Source organism: Achromobacter sp. SIMBA_011, assembly GCF_046535435.1.
GTDB lineage: Bacteria > Pseudomonadota > Gammaproteobacteria > Burkholderiales > Burkholderiaceae_B > Achromobacter > Achromobacter dolens.
In genome coordinates, this window is record NZ_JAWRWN010000015.1 from 1 (window position 1) to 22,135 (window position 22,135).

The following is a 22,135-nucleotide window of genomic DNA, read 5'->3' on the forward strand; positions in this document are numbered from 1 at the left end:
CAGCGACCAGCGGATCACGTTGAACCATTGCTCGTCGCCCTGGCGCACCATGGGGCCCAGCGGCTCCTTGGAGAAGTCTTCCGGCAGGATGATGTACTTGTCCGGATTCTCCAGCGTGGTGCGGGTCGAGGCCAACTGCGACTTGTCGGTCGTGAAGGCATCGCAACGGCCGGCCGAGAAGGCGCGGATGATTTCGTCGTACTTGTCGATCACGACGGGCTTGAATTCGATCTTCTGGCCACGGAACCAGTCGGCCAGGTTCAGCTCGGTGGTGGTGCCCGGCTGCACGCAGATGGTGGCGCCGTTCAGTTCCTTGGCGCTCTTGACGTTCAGGTCCTTCGAGACCATGACGCCCTGGCTGTCGTAGTAGTTCACGCCCACGCCGATCAGGCCCAGGGTGGTGTCGCGCGTCAGCGTGACGGTGGTGTTGCGGGTCAGCACGTCCACTTCGCCCGATTGCAGGGCGGTGAAACGCTGCTGCGTGTTCAGCGGCGTGACCTTGAACTTGCTGGCGTCGCCGAACATGGTGGCGGCGACGGCGCGGCACAGATCCACATCCAGGCCCTTGTACTCACCCTTGCTGTCCGCGATCGAGAATCCCGGAATGCCGGTCGAAACGCCGCATTGGACAAACCCTTTCTTCTTGACGTTATCGAAGGTCGCACCCGCATTGGCAGCCGCGGACGCAGCGAACAGGGCGGTGCCAATGGCAGCGAGTTTCAGTACTTTCATCTTGATCTCCGTAGGGGTGTTGCGAAGCCGAACGCAAGGCCGGGTTGGGCTTTACGCATGGGGCGGATGGTAGCGTCCGCAAAGCGGCCTCCGCATCCGGGAATTCCCTTGAAATATAGGGACACTGGACGAAATCAAATGGGGTTTTGCGATAAAAACGGGGACACATTTTCGTTCGAAAAAACGTGTCCAACCGGTCACTTTTATGCGGCGTCCGCGGTCACATCAGGACACTTTTTCCCGCGCGGCCCTCGCGCGGTTTTAGGCCAGCTTACTGTCCCCGAGTTAATATTGCGGCTTCATCCGACAGCCGCCATGATCGAATTCCAGCACGTATTCAAATCGTATGGCCGCGGCCGCAATATCCTGGCCGACATCAACTTCCGCGTGAGCGCGGGCGAGTTCGTTTTCGTGTCGGGGCCTTCCGGCGCCGGCAAGTCGACCCTGCTCAAGCTGATCGGCGGGCTCGAGCCCGCCAGCCGGGGCTCCATCCAGGTCAACGGCCAGCGGCTCGACAAGCTGCCTGCCCGCGCCCGGCCCTACCTGCGCCGCGCCGTGGGCGTGATCCTGCAGGACACGCACCTGCTGTTCGATCGCAGCGCGTTTGAAAACGTGATGCTGCCGCTGGCCGTCACCGGCCATCCCGGCGATTCGGCCGCCGCCCGCGCCCGCGCCGCGCTGGACAAGGTCGGCCTGTCGGGCAAGGAAGATCTCAACCCCATCGAACTGTCGGGCGGCGAGCAGCAGCGCCTGGCGATCGCGCGCGCCATCGTCAACCGACCCGCGATCCTGATCGCCGACGAGCCCACCGCCAACCTCGACCACGACAACGCGCAGCGCATCATGAATGTGTTCCGCGACTTCAACCGCGTCGGCGTCACCACGCTGATCGCCTCGCACGACCAGGAACTCATGGCGCGCTACGCCACCCGCACCCTGCGCATCGACCCGGGCAAGTTCGCCGACTCGCACGGCGCCGCCACGCCCCCGGCCGACGTCGGCCACGGCATCGCGGGAGAACCGGCATGAACGCCTGGCTGCGGCAGCATCGCTATGCGCTCATGGTCACCCTGCGCCGGCTGGTCAAGCAGCCGTTCTCGTCGCTCGCCAACCTGCTGGTGATGGCGCTGGCGCTGGCCCTGCCGTTGCTGGGCAGCGCCATCCTGGTGTCGGTGCAGCCGGTGGCGCGGCAGATGTCGGTCACCCCCGAAGTCACCGTCTTCATGCGGGTCGACGCGCCCGCCGGCGCCGCCGCCGACGTGGCCAGGCGCATCCAGGGCGAATACGCCAACGACGTGCGCGCGGTGCGCGTGGTCGGCCGCGACGACGCCCTGGCCGACCTGCGCGCCAACCCCGCCTGGCAGCAGGCGCTGGCCGTGTTGCCCGGCAACCCCCTGCCCGATGCGGTGGTGGTGACGCTGGCCGACGGCGAAGACCTGGCCGGCCGCGCCGACAAGCTGGCGCAGGCCTGGAAACAATGGAACCAGGTCGACCTGGTGCAACTGGACAGCGCCTGGGTCCAGCGCCTCGAGGCCATCCTGCGCTTCGCCCGCATCGGCCTGGGCTTCCTGGCCGCGTGCGTGGCGGTGGTGGTGCTGGCCACGGTGTTCAACACCGTGCGCATGCAGGCCCTGTCGCAGCGCGAGGAGATCGCCGTGGCGCGGCTGGTGGGCGCCACCGAGTCGTTCGTGCGGCGGCCGTTCCTGTACCTGGGCGCGCTGTCCGGCGCCCTGGCCTCGCTGCTGGCCATCGGCGTGGCGGCGGTGGCGCTGTCGCCGCTGAACAACGCCCTGCTCGGCCTGGCCCGCAGTTATGGGGCTGAATTCGCCCTGCATCTGCCGGGCACGCCCGTGCTGCTGGCCGCCATCGTCGCCTCCGCCGCCCTGGGCGCGCTGTCGGCGCGCTGGTCCGTCACACGCAGCACGCGATTCTGAAGGGCATCGGGCTTCGTCTGATTTCCCTCAAGATCGAGCCGCCTAAAGCCACGTATAGCCCCCGTTCTTCCCCGTGATCCGGGGAACGGCCCCACCCCGCCGTGGGTAGGATGGCAGCACCTGCCTGCCACGGCCCCGCGCGGCCCGGCGCCAGACGGCCGGCCAACTCGTGTCGCGGCCGCCCGAGCATTGCCCCCGGGCGCCAGAATGACACCCGGTCGACGGCCAAACTGCCATATTTTTCAGGGACATAACAAAGTTGCGGTTACACAGGTTTTCCCCCTATTTCAGGCTAAATGTGTAAGAATAAAGCGACATTTTTTTACATATTTTGAAACGTTTTCCGTCCTACCGAGCGCCGCCCTTCGTGTTCAAACCGTTGTCCTTGCCCTTGATTCCGCCCCATGGTCGCCCGTCTTGACGCCCGCGCGACGCGCCACTATTTCGACAGCGCGTTCCAATCCCAGGCGGTGAAGGTACTCCCCAACGAGTACTACGTCACCGACGAAGACATCATGATCTCGACCGTGCTCGGTTCGTGTGTGGCCGCCTGCATCCACGACCCGGTCACTGGCGTTGGCGGCATGAACCACTTCATGCTGCCCGAGGGCGACATGCAGTCGCCCGCCTCGGCCACCATGCGCTATGGCGCCTTCGCCATGGAAGTGCTGATCAACGAACTGCTCAAGGCCGGCGCGGTGCGCGACCGCCTCGAGGCCAAGGTGTTCGGCGGCGGCGCGGTGCTGTCGGCCATGCAGCAGATGAACATCGGCGAACGCAACGGCCAGTTCGTGCTGAACTACCTGCGCACGGAAGGCATCCCCGTCAAGGCCCAGGACCTGGGCGACGTGCACGCCCGCCGCATCAACTATTTCCCGCGCGACGGCCGCGTGATGGTGCGCAAGATGGCGCCGCACCACCAGCGCGCCGAAGAAATCATCGCCAAGCGCGAACAGGCCGCCGCCGAAAGCGTGCAGGCCAAGACCCACAGCCCGCCGCGCGTCGAGCGTTTCACACGGCCCGGCGTGGAACGCTTCGACCGCCCCGCCGCCCGGCCGGGCGTGGAACGTTTCGATCGCCCCGGCGTCGAGCATTTCGACCGCCCCGCCACGCGCCCCGGCGTGGAACGCTTCGACACCGGCGTCACCCGCCGCCGCAAGCCGGAAACCGCGGGCGGTTGAATCCGCCCCGCGCGTCAGCAGCCGAAACTGGCGCGATACTGGCTGGGCGACACGCCCAGCCGCCGCTGGAATACCTCGCGCAGGTGCCGCGCATCCCGGAAGCCGCAATCGAAGGCCACGGTCTTGAGCGGCGCCGAGGCGCGCTCCAGCCGCGCGCGGGCCGCATCCACCCGGGCGCTTTCCACGAAATCCGCCGGGGTGACGCCCGCATCGCGCAGGAACACCCGCGAGAAGTTGCGGCGGCTCATGTTGGCCACTGCCGCCAGCGCGTCCACGCCGAGATCCTCGGCCAGATGCCCCAGCACGTACTGCTGTACCTGCGCCACCGCCGAGGTCTCCTCGACAAAGGGCGTGAGGAACGGGCTGAACTGCGATTGCCCGCCAGCGCGATGCATGAACACCACCAGCCGTTTGGCCACGTTCAGCGCCACCTCCGGCCCATGGTCCTGCGCCACCAGGTACAGGGCCAGGTCGATGCCGGCGGTCACCCCCGCAGACGTATGCAGCCGGCCGTCCCGCGCGTACAGCCGATCGGTCTCGACGCGCAGATCCGGATAGCGCGCCGCCAGCGCCGGCGCGTCGTTCCAGTGGGTGGTGACGGTGGCGCCCGCCGGCAGGCCGGCGCGCGCCAGCAGGAAGACGCCGTTGCAGATCGAGCCGTAGCGTTCGGCCCGCGCGCAGGCCGCGCGCAGCCAGGTCCGTGCCTCGTCCGACTCCTGCGCCGCCGGCAGGCCGGGCCCGCCGGCGGCCAACAGCAGGTCGGGCGCGTCGGCGACATCGGCGTAATAGCGCTGCGGCGCCAGCAGCATGCCGTTGGAACAGGGGACCACGCCGCGCGTCAGGCCGATCAACTCCATTCGGTACTGCCGGGCAGGCAGCAAAAAGCGGTTGGCCTCGGCAAAGACGTCCAGCGGACCGCTGACGTCCAGCGACTGCACGCCGGGAAACACGAGAATGGCGACGGATTTCATGGGATCGGAGGGCGGGAGGCTCGGGCCCCGCGCGACACGGCGCGGGCACCAAGGCGGCAACGACGCCGCCAGACGCTACCTTAGCCCAAGGTCTGCGGCGCAAGGGGTCCCTGCCGTCAGGCCTGGCCGCAAACCGTGCCACGGCGGCCGCAATCCGCCGCCGTCCACGGCCATGGCCGCCGGACGCGCCAGGCTGGCCGGAATCCGTGCCGCGCGGCGCTGGTCGATGACCCGGCGCGCGCCCAGACTGCTTGCATCGCCCTCCGGGCTTGCCAAGCAAGGACCCCCCTCATGCAAACGCCCTCTTCCGACCCCAGCGAACGCGTCGGTCCCGCCTTCTCCGTGGACGGCATGCTGCTGGCCCGCAACAAGACACGCCAGGCCATCGAGGACATCGCCGCGCGCATCCGCCCCGGCATGATCGAGGAAGACGCGGTCGCCCTGGCCAAGCAGACGCTGATCGATGCCGGCATGGCGCTGAGCTGGCATCCCACGCGGGTGCGCTTCGGCGCCAACACCCTGAAAGCCATGCGCCAGGCGTCCACGCCCGGCGCGGTGCTGGGCGAACACGACATCTTCTTTCTCGACATCGCGCCGCGCCTGGACGCCTGGGAAGGCGATGGCGGCAAGAGCTACGTGGTGGGCGACGACCCCGGCCAGGCGCGTTGCGCCCGCGACGCCGAGGCGCTGTTCCATGACGTGCGCGGCGTCTGGCTGCGCGAGCGGCTGAGCGGACAGGCGCTCTACGCCTACGCCGACCGCCAGGCGCGCGCCATGGGTTGGGAGCTGAACTTCGACCTGCCCGGCCACCGCGTATCCGACTTCCCGCACGCGGCAATCCATACCGGCTCGCTCGCCGAGCTGGCGATCAGCCCATCGGAGATGCGCTGGATCCTGGAGATCCACTTGCGCGACCCGCAGGGCCGCTACGGCGCGTTCTTCGAGGACATGCTGCTGGACGACGCGCACTATCCGGCGTAGGGCTGGCCAGCCCCAGTCGCGCGGCTGCCGCGAGGGCGCATGGGCCGGCGGCAGGCATATGCCCGTCGCCGGCCATCGCCGCGCAGGCGGATCAGGCCGCCCGCGCGCCGCCGATCGACACCACGCTGGCGCTGAAGTCCTTGAGCAGCGCCTCGCGCCGCGCGGCGGCCTTCTCCATCGCCGCCTCCTTCACGTGGCCGTAGCCGCGGATCTCCTCCGGCACGCTGGCCAGGGCGACCGCGCGATCCAGGTTGCCGCGATTGAGCTTGGACAGGATCGCGCTCAGCGTCTCGCGATACTCGCGCGCCAGCTCGCGCTCGGCGCGGCGCTCGCGCGTGTAGCCGAATGGGTCGAAGCGCGTGCCGCGCAGGCGCTTCATGCGCGCCAGCAGGCGGAACACCCGCAGCATGCCGGGGCCATAGGCTTTCTTGACCAGATGGCCGTCCGCGCCGCGGCGCGCGAACAGCGGCGGCGCCAGGTGGAAGCGCAGCTTCCAGTCGCCCTCGAACTGCTCGCCGATGCGCTTGAGGAACTCCCCGTCCGTGTACAGCCGCGCCACCTCGTACTCGTCCTTGTAGGCCAGCAGCTTGAAGTAGTAGCGCGCCACCGCCAGCGCCAGGCGCTGGGTGCCGGTGGCCTCGCGCTCGGCGTGCGCCACTTTGTCCACCAGGTCGGTGTACTGCCTGGCGTAAGCCGCGTCCTGGTACTGCGTCAGGAACGCGCGGCGCGTTTCGACGACGCGCGCCAGCTCGCCGGCCGGCTTCTTCAGCTCCACCACCGGTTGGACCACGCGCGGCCGGCGGATCTCGATGATGCCCTCCGGATGCGCGGGCGCGCCGCCGCTTGCCAGCAAGCGCGTCACGCCGGCCAGGTCATGCGCCGCGCGGCGGCCCCAGGCGAACGCCGCCTGGTTGTTGGGCACCTGCTGGCCGTTCAGTTCGATGGCGCGCAGCAAGGACTCGCGCGACAGCGGCAGCCAGCCCTTCTGGTAGGCGTAGCCCATCATCAGCGGGTTGGAATAGATGGCGTCGCCCAGCAGGCCCACGGCCAGCGCCGACGCGTCCACCGTGTGCAGGTTGTCCTTGCCGCAGGCGGCCTGCAGGTCGGCCGTCAGGTTGGCGCCCGGCAGCGTCCAGTCGGGGTTGGTGACGAACGCGGCGGTGGGCGCGGTGTCGCTGTTGAGCAGCGCGCGCGAGCGGCCCGGACGCAGCCGCGCCATGGCGTCGGCGCTGGTGGCCACCACCAGGTCGCCGGCCAGCATCAGGTCGGCCTCGCCCATCGCCACGCGCGTGTTCATCAAGTGGTCCGGCGTCTGCGCCAGCACCACGTGCGAATACACCGCGCCGCCCTTCTGCGCCAGGCCGGCCATGTCCAGCACCGAACAGCCCTTGCCTTCCAGGTGCGCGGCCATGCCCAGCAGTTGCCCGATGGTGACCACGCCGGTGCCGCCGACGCCGGCGATGAACACGCCATAGGCCTGCGCCAGCGCCGGCAGCGCCGGTTGCGGCACGTCGTCGTCGACCGCGCCTTCCGGCGCCAGCGCGCGCGGCTTGCGCAGCTTGCCGCCTTCCACCGTGACGAAGCTGGGGCAGAAGCCCTTCAGACAGGAGAAGTCCTTGTTGCAACTGGACTGGTTGATGGCGCGCTTGCGGCCGAACTCGGTCTCCAGCGGTTCCACCGACAGGCAGTGCGATTTCTGCGAACAGTCGCCGCAGCCTTCGCACACGCGCTCGTTGATGACCACGCGCCGCGCCGGATCGGGATAGGCGCCGCGCTTGCGGCGGCGGCGCTTCTCGGTGGCACAGGTCTGGTCATAGATCAGCACCGACACGCCGGGGTGCTCGCGCAACTCGCGCATCACCGCGTCCAGCTCGTCGCGGTGTTTCACCGGCACGCCCGGCGCCATGCCGGCCATGCCCTGGTATTTCTCCGGCTCGTCGGTCACCACCACGATCTTGTCGATGCCCTCGGCGGACACCTGGCGGCTGATCATCGGCACGCTGATGGGGCCGTCCACCGGCTGCCCGCCGGTCATGGCCACCGCGTCGTTGAACAGGATCTTGTAGGTGATCGGCGCCTTGGCCGCCACCGCCGCGCGGATCGCCAGCAGGCCGGAATGGAAGTAGGTGCCGTCCCCAAGGTTGGCGAACACGTGCTTCTCTTCGGTGAACGGCGCCTGCCCCAGCCACGGCACGCCCTCGCCGCCCATCTGCGTGTACATCTGCGTGTTGCGGCCCATCCAGGTGACCATGTAATGGCAGCCGATGCCGGCCATGCCGCGCGAGCCTTCCGGCACCCGTGTCGAGGTATTGTGCGGACAGCCCGAACAGAACCACGGCTTGCGGTCTTCCACCACGCGCGGGCGCGCCAGCGCCTGTTCACGATCGGCGATGAAGGCCAGCCGCGCCTCGATGCCGGCGCGCACGTCGGCCGGCAATTCGAAGCGCAGCAGGCGCGCGGCGATGGCCTTGGCCACCATCGCCGGCGAAAACTCGTAATGCGCCGGCAGCAGCCAGTTGCCCTGCGGCACCGCCCATTCGCCGCCATCCTTGTCGTCGAACTTGCCGACCACGCGCGGGATCTTCTTGCCGCTGCCGATCCAGCTGAACAGTTCCTCCTTCAACTGGTATTCGAGCACCTGGCGCTTTTCCTCGACCACCAGGATCTCGTCCAGGCCATCGGCGAAGCGCGCCATGCCGGTGGACTCCAGCGGCCACACCATGCCGACCTTGAACAGCCGCAGGCCGATGCGCTGGCACACCGCCTCGCTCAACCCGAGGTCGGACAGCGCCTGGCGCGTGTCCAGGTAGGCCTTGCCCGAGGTCATGATGCCAAAGCGCGCGTCGCGCGCCGGCACCTGCCACAGTTCGCGGTTCAGGTTGTTGGCGCGCGCGTAGGCCAGCGCCGCGTACAGCTTGTAGTCCAGCAGCCGCGCTTCCTGTTGCAGCGGCGTGTCCGGGATGCGGATGTTCAGGCCGTCCGGCGGCAGTTGGAAATCCCCGGGCAGCACGATCTGCACGCGGTACGGATCCACGTCCACCGAGGCCGACACCTCGACGATGTCGGTGATGCACTTCATGCCGACCCAGACGCCGGCATAGCGGCTCATGGCCCAGCCGTGCAGGCCGTAGTCCAGCACCTCCTGCACGCTGGACGGGAACAGCGCCGGGATCATGCAGGCCTTGAGAATGTGGTCGCTCTGGTGCGGCAGCGTCGACGACTTGGCCGGATGGTCGTCGCCGGCCACCACCAGCACGCCGCCGTGCGGCGACGTGCCGGCGGCGTTGGCGTGCTTGAACACGTCGCCGCAGCGGTCCACGCCCGGCCCCTTGCCGTACCACATGCCGAACACGCCGTCGTACTTGGCGCCTGGGAACAGGTTGACCTGCTGGGTGCCCCACACCGCGGTGGCCGCCAGGTCCTCGTTGATGCCCGGCTGGAACTCGACGTGGTGCGCCTTCAGGTACTTGGCCGCCTTCCACATGTTCTGGTCGACCCCGCCCAGCGGCGAGCCCCGGTAGCCCGACACGAACCCGGCCGTGTTCAGCCCCGCGCGCAGGTCGCGCAACCGCTGCATCATCGGCAGGCGCACCAGGGCGTGGATGCCGCTCATCCAGGCGCGGCCGCTTTCGAGGGTGTATTTGTCGTCCAACTGGACGGATTCGAGCTCCGCGCGCAGCGCGGGCGTGAGGGGGGCATTCATGTCTACTCCGAGGGTCGTGGAACGCCCGCGGCAGCCAACGCACCACGCCCTCTTGAAGCGCATGCAGGCAAGCGGCGGGAGGTGAATTCCGGGCGCTCGATGCGCCTCTGTCCTACGGTTGTAACCGCTCGCCCCACCCCCGGCAATAGGGCGATGCGATAATTGCGGGCATGGACTTCGCCCCTCGCATCGTCGCCTGGCAACGCCAGCACGGCCGCCACGATCTCCCCTGGCAAAACACCCGGGATCCCTACCGCATCTGGCTCTCCGAGATCATGCTGCAGCAGACGCAGGTGGCCACGGTGATCCCCTACTACGAACGCTTCCTGCAGCGCTTCCCCGACGTGGCCGCGCTGGCCGCCGCCGCTCAGGAAGACGTGATGCCCTACTGGGCCGGCCTGGGCTACTACGCCCGCGCCCGCAACCTGCACCGCTGCGCCCAGGAAATCGCGCGCGACTGGAATGGCCACTTCCCGCCCAGCGCCGAAGCCATCGCCACCCTGCCCGGCATCGGCCGCTCGACCGCCGCCGCCATCGCCGCCTTCGCCTACGGCGAGCGCTCGCCCATCCTCGACGGCAACGTCAAGCGCGTCTTCACCCGTCACTTCGGCATCGCCGGCGACCCCGCCAGGCGCGAGATCGAGCAGCGCCTGTGGGCCCTGGCCGACGCCCAGGTCGAGGCCGCGCCCGGCCTGGACATGGCCGCCTACACGCAGGGCCTGATGGACCTGGGCGCCACCCTCTGTACGCGCGGCAAGCCGGCCTGCGAGCGCTGCCCGGTCGCCGATACCTGTGTCGCCAAGCGCGAAGGCCGCCAGGCCGAGCTGCCCACGCCCAAGGCGCGCAAGGCGATCCCGGAACGCGAGACCGCGATGCTGGTGCTGCAGCACCAGGGCGCCTTCCTGCTGCAGCAACGCCCCGAACCCGGTATCTGGGGCGGCCTCTGGAGCCTGCCCGAATTCGACGCCGCCGGCGACCCCCTGGCCGCCTCGCGCGCCCTCGGCCTGGACCCCGAACAGCGCTTCGAACTCGCCGCCTTCGCCCACACCTTCACCCACTACCGCCTGCACATCCGCCCCTGGTACGTGCCCGTGCGCAGCGCCTCGCTGCGCCAACCCACGCAACCCGAACGCTGGGTCACCCAGGCCGAACTCCCCGACACCGCCCTGCCCGCCCCCGTCAAGAAACTCCTGCTGGGCCTGATCGACGCCGGCCTCCCCGGCGACCTGCTGGCCAACAGCAAGTAGCGCCCTCCGACCGCCCCCCGCGCGCAGCGTCACCACCCCGACGCCAGACACCCAAACGCCAAAGAAGGCCGCCCGCGCGGCCGCCTTTGGCGCCCCCGCAAGGTCCTGCCCCGCCCACGATTGCAGGCAAAAATGCCAAGCACAAGACCCGCCCCAACAGCCGCCGTTAAGTCACGACGCGAGCGAGTGGCGGGGCAGGCGGGGGATGGCGGGGCGTGTAGATGCGCCCGGCGGAAACCGAAGGCAGCCGCCGGCAGGCGGCAACGAGGTTGAGCCCGGGGCAGTCCGGAGCGAACGCTCCGGACCGCAATCGTAGCCCCGCCATCCCCCGCCTGCCCCGTCACTCGCGACTCAAGAACCCACCCGTCACTCATCCCCCAGCAACATCACCAGCTTCAGATCCAGGTGAGTCGCCAGGCGGAAGGTAATCTGCTGAAACGCCATCCGCCCCCGCCGCGGATGCGCGAATTCACGCAGGCCGCCCTCGCGCTCGACCACCGCGTGCCGGTTCCACCAATGCGCGAATACGGCACTCTGCCGGTTCAGGGCGTCGATCAGCGCCAGCACCGCCGGCTCATCCAGATGCGCGCCCGCATCCGCCCGGAACTCGGCCACCACGCGCCGCGCCCGCTGCTCCCAATCCACCACCAGCTCGCGCGCCGCCGGGTCCAGGAAGATGTAGCGCAGCAGGTTGGGCTCCGGATCCCGGGTCGGCCAGTCGTCGAACAGTTCCCGCAGGGGTTCATTACAGGCCAGCACGTTCCAGGCCCGGTCCAGCACGTAGGCCGGCGCGGTGATGGCGTCCACGCACTCGCGCAACGACCCGGGCGCCCCCATCGCGTCGTCGCGCGCATGCTGCGGATCGGCGCAATCGGCCAGGTCGAACAGATAGGCCCGCTCGGCCCGCGCCAGTTGCAGCACCCCCGCGATGCGCGACCAGACCGACGGCGATACCGACACCTCGCGCCCCTGTTCGATCCAGGTGTACCAGGTGACGCTGATGCCGCACAGTTGCGCCACCTCTTCGCGCCGCAGCCCCGGCGTGCGCCGGCGCATGCCTTCGGGCAGGCCGGCCATCTGCGGCGTGATGCGCGATCGGGCGCTGCGCACGAATTCGCCCAGCGCCTGGCGGCGCAGGCGGGAGCCTTCGTGGCCGGCGGCGCCGGCCTGGGGGGAAGCGTTCATACCAGGATAAGAGAGGGACTTGTACGTGTATAAGCTCCATCTATCTTAGCGCCTGGCCGCCCGCGGGCGGTACCGCGCCCCGCCCGCGGGCGACCACGGGCCGGACCGGCATATCGACGAACGGCGCCCGGCCGCGCTACGGTCAACCCTGCACAGAACGGTATCGACCCGACGCAACCGCCCCAAAACCAAGGAGACAACCCCGCCATGACCGCCCACCAGACGTCCTCGAGCTGCCCCTCCGTGACCGAGGCCGCGGCGCTGTTCCGCGACGGCCAGATCACCAGCGAGGCCCTCACCCGGGCCTGTCTGGACCGCATCGCGTCCCGCCAGGACCTCAATGCCTTCATCACCGTCGACGCCGAGGGCGCGCTGGCCCAGGCAAGGGCCGCCGACGCGGGGCGCGCTGCCGGCCGCGCGCCCCGGCCGCTGGAAGGCGTGCCCTTGGCGATCAAGGACAACATCCATGTGGCGGGGCTGCCCAACACCGCCGGCACCCCGGCCCTGCATGGCTTCATCCCCAAGGAAGACGCGCCGGTGGTGCGCCGGTTGCGCGAGGCGGGCGCCGTCATCGTCGGCAAGACCCACATGCATGAACTGGCGTTCGGTGTGTCCGGCTACAACACGGCCTATCCCGGCCCGCGCGGCGCGGGCACGCGCAACGCCTATGACCCCGAACGCATCGCCGGCGGCTCGTCCTCGGGCAGCGGCGCGGCGGTGGGCGCGCGCCTGGTGCCGGCCGCGCTAGGCACCGACACGGGCGCTTCCGTGCGCCTGCCCGCCGCCCTCAATGGCGCCGTCGGCTTCCGGCCTTCCGTGGGTCGCTATGACGGTTCGGGCATTACGCCGATTTCGCATACCCGCGATACGCCCGGACCCATCGCCAACGGCATGGCCGACATCGCGCTGCTGGATGCCGTCCTGACCGGCGATGACACGCCACTGCCGGCGCTGCGCGCCGCCGACCTGCGCCTGGGCCTGCCCGGCTATTTCTGGCAGGACCTGGACCCGCGGGTAGAGGCCACGGCGCAGGCCGCCCTGGAGCGTCTGCGCGCGGCCGGCGTGACCCTGGTCCCGCTGGACCTGCCCGGCCTGGAAGCCAGCAACGCCGCGACCGGCATGCCGCTGTGCCTGTACGAGCAGAAGCACGATCTGATCGCCTATCTGCAACGCCACGACGCGGGCGTGTCATTCGAGGAACTGGTGGCTCGGATTTCCAGCCCTGACGTGAAAGCCATCTTCGACGACCTGGTCGTGCCGGGCGTGCTGCCCACGCCATCGGGCGAACTGCTGCCGCTGCAACCGCTTTACGACAGCGCCATCGCGCAGCATCGCAACGCGCTCATCGACGTCTACCGCCGTGCGTTCGCGCGGCACGCGCTGCACGGGCTGCTGTTCCCCACGGTGCCGGTGCTGGCGCCGCTCGCCGCGCCCGAGGCCAGCAGCCTGGAGTCGTTCCTGCGGCTGGCGCGCAACGTCGACCCGGGCAGCAACGCGGGCCTGCCCGGCCTGAGCCTGCCCGCCGGCCTGTCGGAGGGCGGCCTGCCGATCGGATTGGAAGTGGATGGGCTGCCGGGCGAGGACCGCCAGACCCTCGCCATTGGCATGGCAATCGAACCATTGCTGGGCCGGCTGGCGCCGCCGGCTGCCTGACGCGGACGCCGCCCTAGCCGGCGTCCGCGCGCATCGCGGCCAGGGTCGCCTCCAGCGCGCCCGCCACGCCCAGCGTGCGCAACGACTGCGCTGCTTGCGCCACCTCGCGCACGAAACGCTCGTCGCGGCCCAGGTCGCCGAACACGGCGGCCAGGGCCGTCATCTCGCGCGCCCAGGCCAGCGCGGCGGCCGGTCCCGGCGAAGCATCGCGCGCCGCCTGCTCGGCCTGCGCCAGTCGCTGCGCCAGCGGCTCGGCCAACGGGTCATCGATGGGATAACGCCGTCCTGCCTGATCCACCCCGCGCAGGAAATGCAGCCAGCCGGCCAGCGCCAGCGCCAGCCCCGTGATCGGCCGGTCCGCCGCCAGCCGCGCCCGCACCGTGCCCAGCAGGCGCTGCGGCATCTTCTGCGATCCGTCCATGGCGATCTGCCGCGTCTGGTGCCGCAGCGCCGGATTGGCGTAGCGTTGCAACAGCCGCTCCTGGTAAGCCGCCAGGTCCAGGCCTGGCAGCACCGGCAGGGTCGGCGCGATTTCCATGCGCATCAGGTCCGCCAGATAGCGCCGCAGCGCCGGCTGCGCCACGGCCTGGTCCACCGTGCCCCACCCCGCCATCACCGACAGGTAGGCCAGCGCCGAATGCGCGCCGTTCACCATGCGCAGCTTGAGGGTCTCGAACGGCGCCGCCTCGTCGACAAAGCGCGCGCCGCCCACGGCCCAGTCCGGCCGACCGGCGGCAAAGCGATCTTCCACCACCCATTCCAGGAACGGCTCGGCCTGCACCGGCCAGGCGTCCGTCATGCCCAGCGCCTGCGCCACGGCCGCGCGATCCTCATCGGTGGTGCGCGGCACGATGCGGTCCACCATGGAGCACGGAAACGTGCAGGCCTGGCCGATCCATTCGGCCAGGCGGGCGTCGACCTGCGCGGCGAACGCCAGCACCAGGCCGCGCAGCAGATGGCCGTTGCCGGGCAGGTTGTCCAGCGACAGCAGCGTCACCGGGCCCAGGCCCGAGGCGCGGCGCCGTTGCAGCCCCCACACCAGGAAGCCGATGGTGCTGCGCGGCGCCAGCGGTTGGCCCAGGTCGTGCACGATGTCGGGATGCGCCAGGTTCAACGCGCCGCTGGCCGGATCGTGGCAATAGCCCTTCTCGGTCACGGTCAGGCTCACGATGCGCGTGTACGGGCTGGCGATGCGCGCCAGCACCGCCTGCGGATCCTCCGGCGCCACCCGCGTTTCCAGCAGGCAGCCGATCACGGCCAGTTGCTGTCGCGGCCGGCCCTCGGCGTCGGCGCTGCGCAGCGCCAGCGTGTACAGCCCGTCCTGCGGCGCCAGCGCATCGCGGGTGTCGGCCTGGCGCAGCGACACGCCGCAGATGCCCCAGCGCGGGTCGCCGCTGGCGTGGATGGCCGCCTCATTCACCGCCGCCAGATGGCCGCGCGCGAACGCGCCCAGTCCCAGATGCACGATGCCGGCGCGCAACGCGCCCCTATCGTAGGCCGGCCGCGCCACGCCCGGCGCCAGCGCGGGCAGGCGCGCCGGATGCAGCCGGAGGGCCGCGGGGGCTACCAATTCCATAGCGTGCCGTCCTGCTGCAAGCGGTTCACCGGCAGGTAGGCGCGCTTGTACGGATACTTGGCGGCCAGCTTCTCGTCGATGTCCACGCCGTGCCCCGGCGCATCGCCCGGATACAGCATGCCCTGCGAGAAGGTGTAGGCGTGGGGGAACACCGCGTCCGTCTCCTCGGTGTGGCGCATGTATTCCTGGATGCCGAAGTTCGGCACCCACAGGTCGAAGTGCAGCGCCGCGCCCATGCACACCGGCGACAGGTCGGTGGCGCCATGGCAGCCGGTGCGCACCTGGTACAGCGAGGCCAGGTCGGCGATGCGGCGCAGGTGCGTGATGCCGCCGGCGTGCACCACGGTGGTCCGGATGTAGTCGATCAACTGGTTCTGCACCAGGTCCTTGCAGTCCCAGATCGAATTGAAGATCTCGCCCACCGCCAGCGGCGTGGTGGTGTGCTGGCGGATCAGGCGGAAGGCGTCCTGGTTCTCGGCCGGCGTGGCGTCTTCCATCCAGAACAGGTTGTAAGGTTCCAGCGACTTGCCCAGGCGGCCAGCCTCGATCGGCGTCAGGCGGTGGTGCACGTCGTGCAGCAGGTGGTGCTCGAAGCCGAGCTTTTCACGGATGCGCTCGAACAGCTTGGGCGTGTGCCGCAGGTACTTCTCGGTGGACCAGTCGTGCTCGCTGGGCAGGTCGGCGTCGGCGGGTTCGTAGAACAGGTTGCCGCGGCCGACGCCGTAGACCTTGTCCAGCCCCGGCACGCCGCTCTGCGCGCGGATCGCGCGGTAGCCCATGTCGGCATAGCGCAGCACCTCGTCGACGGTGTGCTCGATGTCGCTGCCATTGGCGTGGCCGTAGACCATGACGCCGGTGCGGCTCTTGCCGCCCAGCAGTTGGTACAGCGGCAGGCCGGCGGCCTTGGCCTTCAGGTCCCAGAGCGCGGTGTCGACCGCGGCGATGGCGGTCATGGTGACCGGGCCCCGGCGCCAGTAGGCGCCCTTGTACAGGTATTGCCAGATATCCTCGATCTGGTGCGCGTCGCGGCCGATCAGGCAAGGCACCACGTGTTCGGTCAGGTAGGCCGCCACGGCCAGCTCGCGCCCGTTCAGGGTGGCGTCGCCGATGCCGGTCAGGCCCTGGTCGGTCTCGATCTTCAGGGTCACGAAATTGCGGCCCGGCGAACAAACAATGACGCGTGCGTTCGTAATTTTCATCATGGATTCCGTGAAACGGGAGGGTGTTCAGCCTTCCCAGCCCAGGTGGCTGAGGAAGTCGCGGGTACGGGCGACCTGCGGGTTGTCGAAAATCTGCGCGGGCGGGCCCTGTTCCAGGATGGCGCCGTTCTCGAACACCACCACCCAGTTGGCCACTCGCCGCGCGAAACTCATTTCATGGGTGACCACGATCATGGTCATGCCTTCCTGCGCCAGCTTCTTCATGACGTTCAGCACCTCGCCCACGGTCTCGGGGTCGAGCGCCGAGGTCGGCTCGTCGAACAGCATCACTTCCGGCTCCATCGCCAGCGCGCGGGCGATGGCCACGCGCTGCTGCTGGCCGCCGGACAGGTTGGCGGGGAAGTTGCCGGCCTTGTTGGCCAGGCCGACCTTCTCCAGCAGCGCCATGGCGCGGGCCCGCGCCTGCTCCGGCGCCATGCCGAGCACGGTGATGGGCCCCATGGCGACGTTGTCCAGCGCCGACTTGTGCGGGAACAGCTCGAAGCTCTGGAACACCATGCCCATGCGCTGGCGCACCTTGCGCACTTCCGATTCGGCCTCCGGCACCGCCACGCCGTCCAGCAGCACGCGGCCGCCGTCGATCTTCTCCAATGCGTTGGTGCAGCGCAGGAGCGTGGACTTGCCCGAACCGGACGGGCCGATCAGGCACATCACCTCGCCCTTGTTGACCTGCAGCGAAACGTCGTTCAACGCCACGAAGTCGCCAAAGACCTTGCGCACGTGCTCGTACACCAGCACCGGCGGCTGATCGGCGCCCTTGCGTGCGGCGGCCGTTGCCGCGCGGGTCGTTGCTGCGGCCGCCGCCGCGCCGGTCGTGCCGGCCACTTGTTCCAGGATCATCTCGTTCACTCCTTGACTCCGTATTTGCGGTGGATCCAGTCGACCAGCTTGGCCTGCGGATAGCCCATCAGCCAATAGATCACCGCCATCGCGGTCAGCATTTCCAGCACGCGGAAGCTCTGCGCGCGCACCTGCATCGAGGCATAGGCCAGCTCGCTGACGGCGATCACCGACACCAGCGAGGTGTCCTTGAACAGCGAGATCCAGGTGCTGGCCAGCACCGGCAGGATGCGCCGCGCTGCCTGCGGCACCAGCACCTTGAACATGGCCTGGCGGCGCGACATGCCCATCGCCAGCGCCGCCTCCATCTGGCCCTTGCGGATCGAATTGATGCCGGCGCGGAAGGTCTCGGAGTTGTAGGCCGACACGTTCAGCACCAGCGCCACCAGCGCCGTGGTCACCGCCGAGAACTGCACGTCCAGCGCCATCGGCATCACGTAGAACGCCCAATAGATCACCAGGATCAGCGGCAGGTTGCGGAAGAACTCGACGATCGCCACCGCGATGCCATTGGCCACGCGGTTCGACGACAGCCGCATCAGCGCCAGCACCATGCCGCCGGGCACCGCCAGCGCCATCGTCACCACCGTCAACATCACGGTCATGGCCGCGCCCTGCAGCAGCACCTGGCGCGAGTCCCAGATAATTCCCCAGTCCAGATTCATGAGCGCCCCAGGTGTGCGTAACGTTGGTACAGCCGGTCCACGCCGCGCGTCACCGGGAACAGGATCACGAAATACGCCACGATCACCGCGGTGAACACCTCGATCGGCCGGTAGCTCTGCCCGGCGATGGTCTCGGCCTTGTGCATCAGTTCGGGCACCGCGATCACCGTGGCGATGGCGGTGTCCTTGATCGCCACCGTCAGCACCGAGCCGAAGGCCGGCAGCATGCGGATGGTGGCCTGCGGCAGGATGATCTTGCGCAGCGCCTGGGCCCGCGACATGCCGAGCGCCAGGCCGGCGCGCATCTGTCCCGGGCGCACCGACTCGATGCCGGCGCGGATCACCTCGGCAGAATAGGCCGCGATGTGCAGCGTCAACGCCACCAGCGCCGCCCAGAACGGCGCGAAGGTCACCCCGGCCAGCAGCGGGAAGGCGAAGTAGATCCACACCAGCACCACCAGCACCGGGATGGCGCGCATGCTGTCGATGTAGAACACCAGCAGCACCCGCAGCCAGCGCGGCCCGTACAGGCGCAGCAGCGCGATCACCAGGCCCAGCAGGATGCTGGACACCGCCGTGACGGCGCTCAGCGCCACCGTGATGCCCAGGCCGCTGGCGAAGAAGCGCCAGTTATCGACGATGGGGGAAAAATCGAAGTCCATGGAATCTCCGTGCGGTCGCGAACGCGGCCGGGCTCAGAACGTCACCATCACCTTCATGGCCTGGCGCCGGTCGGCCGCCAGCGCGAAGGCCTCGTGCGCCTGGCGCGCCGGCACCGCCGCCGTCAGCAGCGGCGCCACGTCCACCAGGCCGCGGCCCAGGTAATCGACCGCCCAGGCGTATTCATCGACGAAGCGGAAGCTGCCGATGACGTTCAGGCTCTTGACCATGATCTGGTTGAACGGGCACTGCTCGCTGCTGCCGCCCAGCGTGCCCACCGTGACGATGGTGCCGCGCGGCCGCGTGGCGCGGATGCAGTTCGCCAGCCCGGCGTAGTTGCCGGAGGCCTCGAAGCACACATCGACCGTGCCCTTGCCCGCCGCCAGCTCGTCCAGCGCGCCCGGCTCGGCGGCGGCGTTGATGGTGCGCGTGGCGCCGACCTTGGCGCAGGTCGCCAGGGTCTGGTCGACGATGTCGACCACGATGACCTGGCTGGCGCCGGCCAGCCGCGCCGCCATCAGCACCAGCGCGCCGATCGGCCCGGCGCCCACCACCATCGCCGTCTTGCCCAGCAGCGTGCCGGCGCTGCGCACCGCGTGCAGCGCCACCGCCAGCGGCTCGCCGAAGGCGGCCAGCTCGAACGACAGGCTGTCCGGGACTGGCACGCACTGCTTTTCCTGCACCACCACCTGCTCGCGCATCGCGCCCTGCATGTGCGGATAGCGGCTGGCGCTGCCGAAGAAGAACACCGCCTCGCAGTGGTTGGAATCGCCCTGGCGGCAATAGCGGCACACGCCGCAGGTGCGCGCCGGATCCAGCGCCACGCGGTCGCCGGGCTTGACGGCGGTGACCGCCGAGCCGACCTCCAGCACCTGGCCCGAGGCCTCGTGGCCCGGCGTCAGCGGTTCGCGGATGACGAAGTCGCCGACCCGGCCGTGACGGTAGTAATGCAGGTCCGAACCGCAGATGCCGACCGCCTTGACGCCGACGCGCACCTGCGTCGGGCCCAGCGGCTCGGGCGCCTGTTCCACCAGCCGCAGGTCCTCGGCCCCATGAATCGCGCAATTGAGCATGGTGTGTCCGCCTTACTTCAGGTTCTGCGTCATGCGGCGTTCTTCGGCCACCAGTTCGGGATGCATGCGCGCTTCCACCTTGCGCAGCCACTCCAGGTACACCGGCTGGTTCTTGGCCACGCCCATGCCCGCGTCGATCGCGAAGATCTTGCTGTCCTGGCAATCGTTTTCCTTGGGGAACACGGCCAGGCCCTTGACCTTCCTGCTGATGTTGGGCCACAGCATGCGGTTCAGCGGCGCCACGTCGGAGCGGCCCGCCAGCACTTCCTCGATCGGCGCCACCGAACCCGAGTTGGTGACGCCGCGCAGCTTGGCCTTGGGAAAGTTCTCCAGCACCAGCGGCTCTTCGCCCGCGCCCGAGAAGTACGCCATGGTGATGCCGGGCTGGTTGAAGTCCTCGACCTTGGTGGCGCTGGTGAACTTGGGGTTGGACGCCAGGCCGAACATGCAGACGCTGGTGTTCGAGAACGTGACGAAGTCGATGATCTTGGCGCGCTCGGCGTTCTGGTTCAGCGGCCCGATCATGATGTCCATCTGATTGGCGATCAGCGCCGGCACCTTGGTTTCGTGGCTGACCTGCACCGGCACGATCTTCACGTCCAGCAGGCGCGCGAATTCCTTGCCCAGCAGCCACGACGAGCCCATCCAGGGCTCGCCCGAGCCGGTGGTGTTCTGCACCAGCCACGGCGGGTTGTTGACCACGCCCACGCGCAGCACGCCGGCCTTGCGGATGGCGTCGATGCGCGGGCTCTCGCCGGGCGCGGGCGGCGTCTGCGCCTGGGCGGTGGCGGCGCCGGCCAGCAGCAGAGCGGTGGCGGCGAAACGGGTGAGGAAGGACGGTTGCATTGCGGTCTCCTTGGAGGCAAGCCCGGCGGCGGACGCCGGATGCGGGCGCGCGAGGCCGCGGGCAGTCGCCCGGGCCGCGCGCCTTGCGCGGGGTCGGTGAATCCAGTGGGGTGGGGAAAGGCCGGAGCGGCCTACGGGGTCTGTTCGATGATGCGCATTTCGTCGGCGTCCAGGCGCGTCTTCATGCCGGCGGCCACCTGCCGCAGCCAGGCCAGGTATTCGGGCTGGTTCTTGTCGATCGCCAGGCCCACCGGCGAGGCCTTTTCGGTGCTCTGCTGGCAGTTGGCCTCGGCGGGCAGCGCGGTCAGGCCGCGCACCTTGCGGCTCAGGCCGACCCAGGGCACGCGGTTGATCGGCGCCGCGTCGGCGCGCTTGGCCATGATTTCCTCGATCGGCGCGGTGGCGCCCGAGTTGGCCACGGCGCGCAGCGTGGCGTTGGGAAAGCGCTGCTTGACCCAGGCTTCCTCGGCGCCGCCGGTGAAGTATGCGATGGTGACGCCGGGCCGGTTCAGGTCATCGACCGACTTGGCCGCGGCCATTTTGGGATTGGACGCCAGGCCGAACAGGCAGACGCTGGTGGACGAATACAGCACGAAGTCGACCACTTTCAGGCGCTCCGGCGTCTCGGCCAGCGGGCTGATGGTCATGTCGACCTGGTTGGCCGCCAGCACCGGCACCTTGGTCTCGTGCGAGACCTGCACCGGCGTCAGCTTCACGCCCAGCAGGCGGGCGTATTCCTTGGCCAGCAGCCAGGCCGGGCCGCTCCAGCCCTCGCCGCCCTTGCCGGACACGTCCTGCAGCAGCCAGGGCGCATTCTGCAGCACGCCGACGCGCAGCTCGCCCGCCTTGCGGATCGCATCGATGCGCGCGCTCTGGCCCGCCGCGGGCGCTTCCTGCGCCATCGCCGGCGCCGCCAGCGCATAGGCCGTCAACGCGCACGCCGACAACATCGCCGCCGCCCTGTGCCAGGCGCGGCTCCCCTTGTTCCTTTGCTGCATCCTGTTGTCTCCTGATGAGTGTCGCCCGGTTCCGGGGCGCGGTATCTTCCGCGCTCTGCCGGGGGCCGCCTGCCGGTATTACGTCAACGCCACCCCTGCGCGAACTCGCCGATCACGCGTTCGAGGTGATTGCGCATTGCCTGCCGCGCGCCATCCGCATCGCGCGCCACCAGCGCGCTGAAGATGCGCTGATGGTCTTCCTGCGAGGCCTGGCGCAATTCCTGCGTGTGGAAATGCTGTTCGATCTTTTCCCAGATGGGGCCTTGCGCCTGGTCCCACATCGCCGTCACCGTGCCCAGCAGCACGCTGTTGCCGGTGGACTGCGCGATGTACAGGTGGAAACGGCGGTCGGCCTCCTGGTTCTCTTCCTTGTGCATCATCTGTTCGCGCATGGTGGTCAGCGCTTCGAAGATGCGGTCCAGGTCGGCGTCGTTGCGCGTCGTGGCCGCCAGCGCCGCGATCTCGGATTCCACCAGGCAGCGCGCGCGCAGCAGTTCGAACGGACCGGCGCCCGGCTCCTGCGCGGCCGGCAGGCGCGCCACGCCCGGCTTGGGCTCACAGACGTAGATGCCCGAGCCACCACGCACTTCCACCACGCCCTGCAGTTCCAGCGCGATGATGGCCTCGCGCAGCGAGGTGCGGCTGACGTCGAAGCGCTCGGCCAGCGCCC

At 69.4% G+C, this 22,135-nt stretch carries 19 protein-coding genes; 6 read left to right on the plus strand and 13 right to left on the minus strand.

The features are described from left to right. Positions 1-732: amino acid ABC transporter substrate-binding protein (locus tag SB816_RS29410; protein ID WP_410547941.1), on the minus strand; the 732-nt coding region annotated here is incomplete at its 3' end. A gap of 315 nt (positions 733-1,047) precedes the next feature. On the opposite strand from SB816_RS29410, the gene SB816_RS29415 reads away from it, so the two are divergent. The 3 genes from SB816_RS29415 (at position 1,048) to cheD (ending at position 3,847) form a co-directional block, all read left to right on the plus strand. Next, the gene (locus SB816_RS29415) at positions 1,048-1,761 is read left to right on the plus strand and encodes a cell division ATP-binding protein FtsE (protein ID WP_054503351.1); all 714 of its coding nucleotides are present in this window, start codon (positions 1,048-1,050) and stop codon (positions 1,759-1,761) included. Then, positions 1,758-2,666, plus strand: a complete 909-nt coding sequence (locus SB816_RS29420; protein WP_054503350.1) for a cell division protein FtsX — start codon at positions 1,758-1,760, stop codon at positions 2,664-2,666. Before SB816_RS29415 ends, SB816_RS29420 begins: the two co-directional genes overlap by 4 nt. A 404-nt stretch (positions 2,667-3,070) precedes the next feature. Then, positions 3,071-3,847, plus strand: a complete 777-nt coding sequence (cheD, locus tag SB816_RS29425; RefSeq protein ID WP_269875782.1) for a chemoreceptor glutamine deamidase CheD — start codon at positions 3,071-3,073, stop codon at positions 3,845-3,847. A 14-nt stretch (positions 3,848-3,861) separates the two neighbouring features. Here cheD and SB816_RS29430 read toward each other — a convergent pair whose 3' ends face one another. Next, the gene (locus SB816_RS29430; RefSeq protein ID WP_054503348.1) at positions 3,862-4,818 is read right to left on the minus strand and encodes a GlxA family transcriptional regulator; all 957 of its coding nucleotides are present in this window, start codon (positions 4,816-4,818) and stop codon (positions 3,862-3,864) included. Between the two features lie 291 nt (positions 4,819-5,109). Between SB816_RS29430 and SB816_RS29435 the strand changes: the two genes are divergently transcribed. Continuing rightward, positions 5,110-5,799, plus strand: coding sequence for a M24 family metallopeptidase (locus SB816_RS29435; protein WP_054503347.1), 690 nt, complete (start codon positions 5,110-5,112; stop codon positions 5,797-5,799). 91 nt (positions 5,800-5,890) lie between these two features. Here the strand turns inward: SB816_RS29435 and SB816_RS29440 are convergent, their stop codons facing one another. Next, positions 5,891-9,502, minus strand: a complete 3,612-nt coding sequence (locus tag SB816_RS29440; protein ID WP_410547942.1) for an indolepyruvate ferredoxin oxidoreductase family protein — start codon at positions 9,500-9,502, stop codon at positions 5,891-5,893. A gap of 170 nt (positions 9,503-9,672) precedes the next feature. Between SB816_RS29440 and mutY the strand changes: the two genes are divergently transcribed. Beyond that, complete coding sequence (gene mutY, locus SB816_RS29445; RefSeq protein WP_054446321.1) at positions 9,673-10,749, plus strand: A/G-specific adenine glycosylase; 1,077 nt, start codon at positions 9,673-9,675, stop codon at positions 10,747-10,749. Positions 10,750-11,115: 366 nt separating this feature from the next. On the opposite strand, the gene SB816_RS29450 is transcribed toward mutY, so the two are convergent. Further along, positions 11,116-11,934 (minus strand): helix-turn-helix transcriptional regulator, encoded by an 819-nt coding sequence (locus SB816_RS29450; RefSeq protein WP_410547943.1) that lies wholly within the window; start codon positions 11,932-11,934, stop codon positions 11,116-11,118. Positions 11,935-12,141: 207 nt separating this feature from the next. Here SB816_RS29450 and iaaH point away from each other — a divergent pair, with 207 nt between their 5' ends. Beyond that, positions 12,142-13,587 (plus strand): indoleacetamide hydrolase, encoded by a 1,446-nt coding sequence (gene iaaH, locus SB816_RS29455; RefSeq protein ID WP_410547944.1) that lies wholly within the window; start codon positions 12,142-12,144, stop codon positions 13,585-13,587. 13 nt (positions 13,588-13,600) lie between these two features. On the opposite strand, the gene SB816_RS29460 is transcribed toward iaaH, so the two are convergent. From SB816_RS29460 to SB816_RS29500, 9 genes are all read right to left on the minus strand, one after another. Then, positions 13,601-15,163, minus strand: a complete 1,563-nt coding sequence (locus tag SB816_RS29460; RefSeq protein ID WP_410547945.1) for a mannitol dehydrogenase family protein — start codon at positions 15,161-15,163, stop codon at positions 13,601-13,603. Beyond that, positions 15,151-16,362: a D-mannonate dehydratase ManD gene (manD, locus tag SB816_RS29465; protein ID WP_064528490.1), complete on the minus strand. Its 1,212-nt coding sequence runs from the start codon at positions 16,360-16,362 to the stop codon at positions 15,151-15,153. The genes SB816_RS29460 and manD overlap by 13 nt, the downstream gene beginning before the upstream one ends. Before the next feature lie 27 nt (positions 16,363-16,389). Then, positions 16,390-17,121, minus strand: coding sequence for an amino acid ABC transporter ATP-binding protein (locus SB816_RS29470; protein WP_035182674.1), 732 nt, complete (start codon positions 17,119-17,121; stop codon positions 16,390-16,392). 107 nt (positions 17,122-17,228) lie between these two features. Further along, positions 17,229-17,888, minus strand: coding sequence for an amino acid ABC transporter permease (locus SB816_RS29475; protein WP_049070959.1), 660 nt, complete (start codon positions 17,886-17,888; stop codon positions 17,229-17,231). Continuing rightward, entirely contained in the window at positions 17,885-18,550 is a 666-nt protein-coding gene (locus SB816_RS29480) for an amino acid ABC transporter permease (RefSeq protein ID WP_006392647.1), read from the minus strand. The genes SB816_RS29475 and SB816_RS29480 overlap by 4 nt, the downstream gene beginning before the upstream one ends. A 33-nt stretch (positions 18,551-18,583) precedes the next feature. Then, on the minus strand, positions 18,584-19,621 hold the full coding sequence (locus SB816_RS29485) for an L-idonate 5-dehydrogenase (protein WP_054503340.1): 1,038 nt from the start codon (positions 19,619-19,621) through the stop codon (positions 18,584-18,586). A gap of 12 nt (positions 19,622-19,633) precedes the next feature. Further along, the gene (locus tag SB816_RS29490; RefSeq protein WP_024067608.1) at positions 19,634-20,467 is read right to left on the minus strand and encodes a substrate-binding periplasmic protein; all 834 of its coding nucleotides are present in this window, start codon (positions 20,465-20,467) and stop codon (positions 19,634-19,636) included. 131 nt (positions 20,468-20,598) lie between these two features. After that, a complete protein-coding gene (locus tag SB816_RS29495) occupies positions 20,599-21,465 on the minus strand; it encodes a substrate-binding periplasmic protein (protein ID WP_054503339.1) in 867 nt (288 codons plus the stop codon). Between the two features lie 83 nt (positions 21,466-21,548). Continuing rightward, positions 21,549-22,135 (minus strand): FadR/GntR family transcriptional regulator (locus SB816_RS29500; protein ID WP_410547946.1); only part of this gene is annotated, 587 nt, incomplete at its 5' end.

What these genes read in the sequence shown, in the direction of transcription:
- SB816_RS29415 (WP_054503351.1), top strand. Translation starts at nt 1,048, where the DNA reads ATGATCGAATTCCAGCACGTATTCAAATCGTATGGCCGCGGCCGCAAT.
- SB816_RS29420 (WP_054503350.1), top strand. Translation starts at nt 1,758, where the DNA reads ATGAACGCCTGGCTGCGGCAGCATCGCTATGCGCTCATGGTCACCCTG.
- cheD (WP_269875782.1), top strand. Translation starts at nt 3,071, where the DNA reads ATGGTCGCCCGTCTTGACGCCCGCGCGACGCGCCACTATTTCGACAGC.
- SB816_RS29430 (WP_054503348.1), bottom strand. Translation starts at nt 4,818, where the DNA reads ATGAAATCCGTCGCCATTCTCGTGTTTCCCGGCGTGCAGTCGCTGGAC.
- SB816_RS29435 (WP_054503347.1), top strand. Translation starts at nt 5,110, where the DNA reads ATGCAAACGCCCTCTTCCGACCCCAGCGAACGCGTCGGTCCCGCCTTC.
- SB816_RS29440 (WP_410547942.1), bottom strand. Translation starts at nt 9,502, where the DNA reads ATGAATGCCCCCCTCACGCCCGCGCTGCGCGCGGAGCTCGAATCCGTC.
- mutY (WP_054446321.1), top strand. Translation starts at nt 9,673, where the DNA reads ATGGACTTCGCCCCTCGCATCGTCGCCTGGCAACGCCAGCACGGCCGC.
- SB816_RS29450 (WP_410547943.1), bottom strand. Translation starts at nt 11,934, where the DNA reads ATGAACGCTTCCCCCCAGGCCGGCGCCGCCGGCCACGAAGGCTCCCGC.
- iaaH (WP_410547944.1), top strand. Translation starts at nt 12,142, where the DNA reads ATGACCGCCCACCAGACGTCCTCGAGCTGCCCCTCCGTGACCGAGGCC.
- SB816_RS29460 (WP_410547945.1), bottom strand. Translation starts at nt 15,163, where the DNA reads ATGGAATTGGTAGCCCCCGCGGCCCTCCGGCTGCATCCGGCGCGCCTG.
- manD (WP_064528490.1), bottom strand. Translation starts at nt 16,362, where the DNA reads ATGAAAATTACGAACGCACGCGTCATTGTTTGTTCGCCGGGCCGCAAT.
- SB816_RS29475 (WP_049070959.1), bottom strand. Translation starts at nt 17,888, where the DNA reads ATGAATCTGGACTGGGGAATTATCTGGGACTCGCGCCAGGTGCTGCTG.
- SB816_RS29480 (WP_006392647.1), bottom strand. Translation starts at nt 18,550, where the DNA reads ATGGACTTCGATTTTTCCCCCATCGTCGATAACTGGCGCTTCTTCGCC.
- SB816_RS29485 (WP_054503340.1), bottom strand. Translation starts at nt 19,621, where the DNA reads ATGCTCAATTGCGCGATTCATGGGGCCGAGGACCTGCGGCTGGTGGAA.
- SB816_RS29490 (WP_024067608.1), bottom strand. Translation starts at nt 20,467, where the DNA reads ATGCAACCGTCCTTCCTCACCCGTTTCGCCGCCACCGCTCTGCTGCTG.
- SB816_RS29495 (WP_054503339.1), bottom strand. Translation starts at nt 21,465, where the DNA reads ATGCAGCAAAGGAACAAGGGGAGCCGCGCCTGGCACAGGGCGGCGGCG.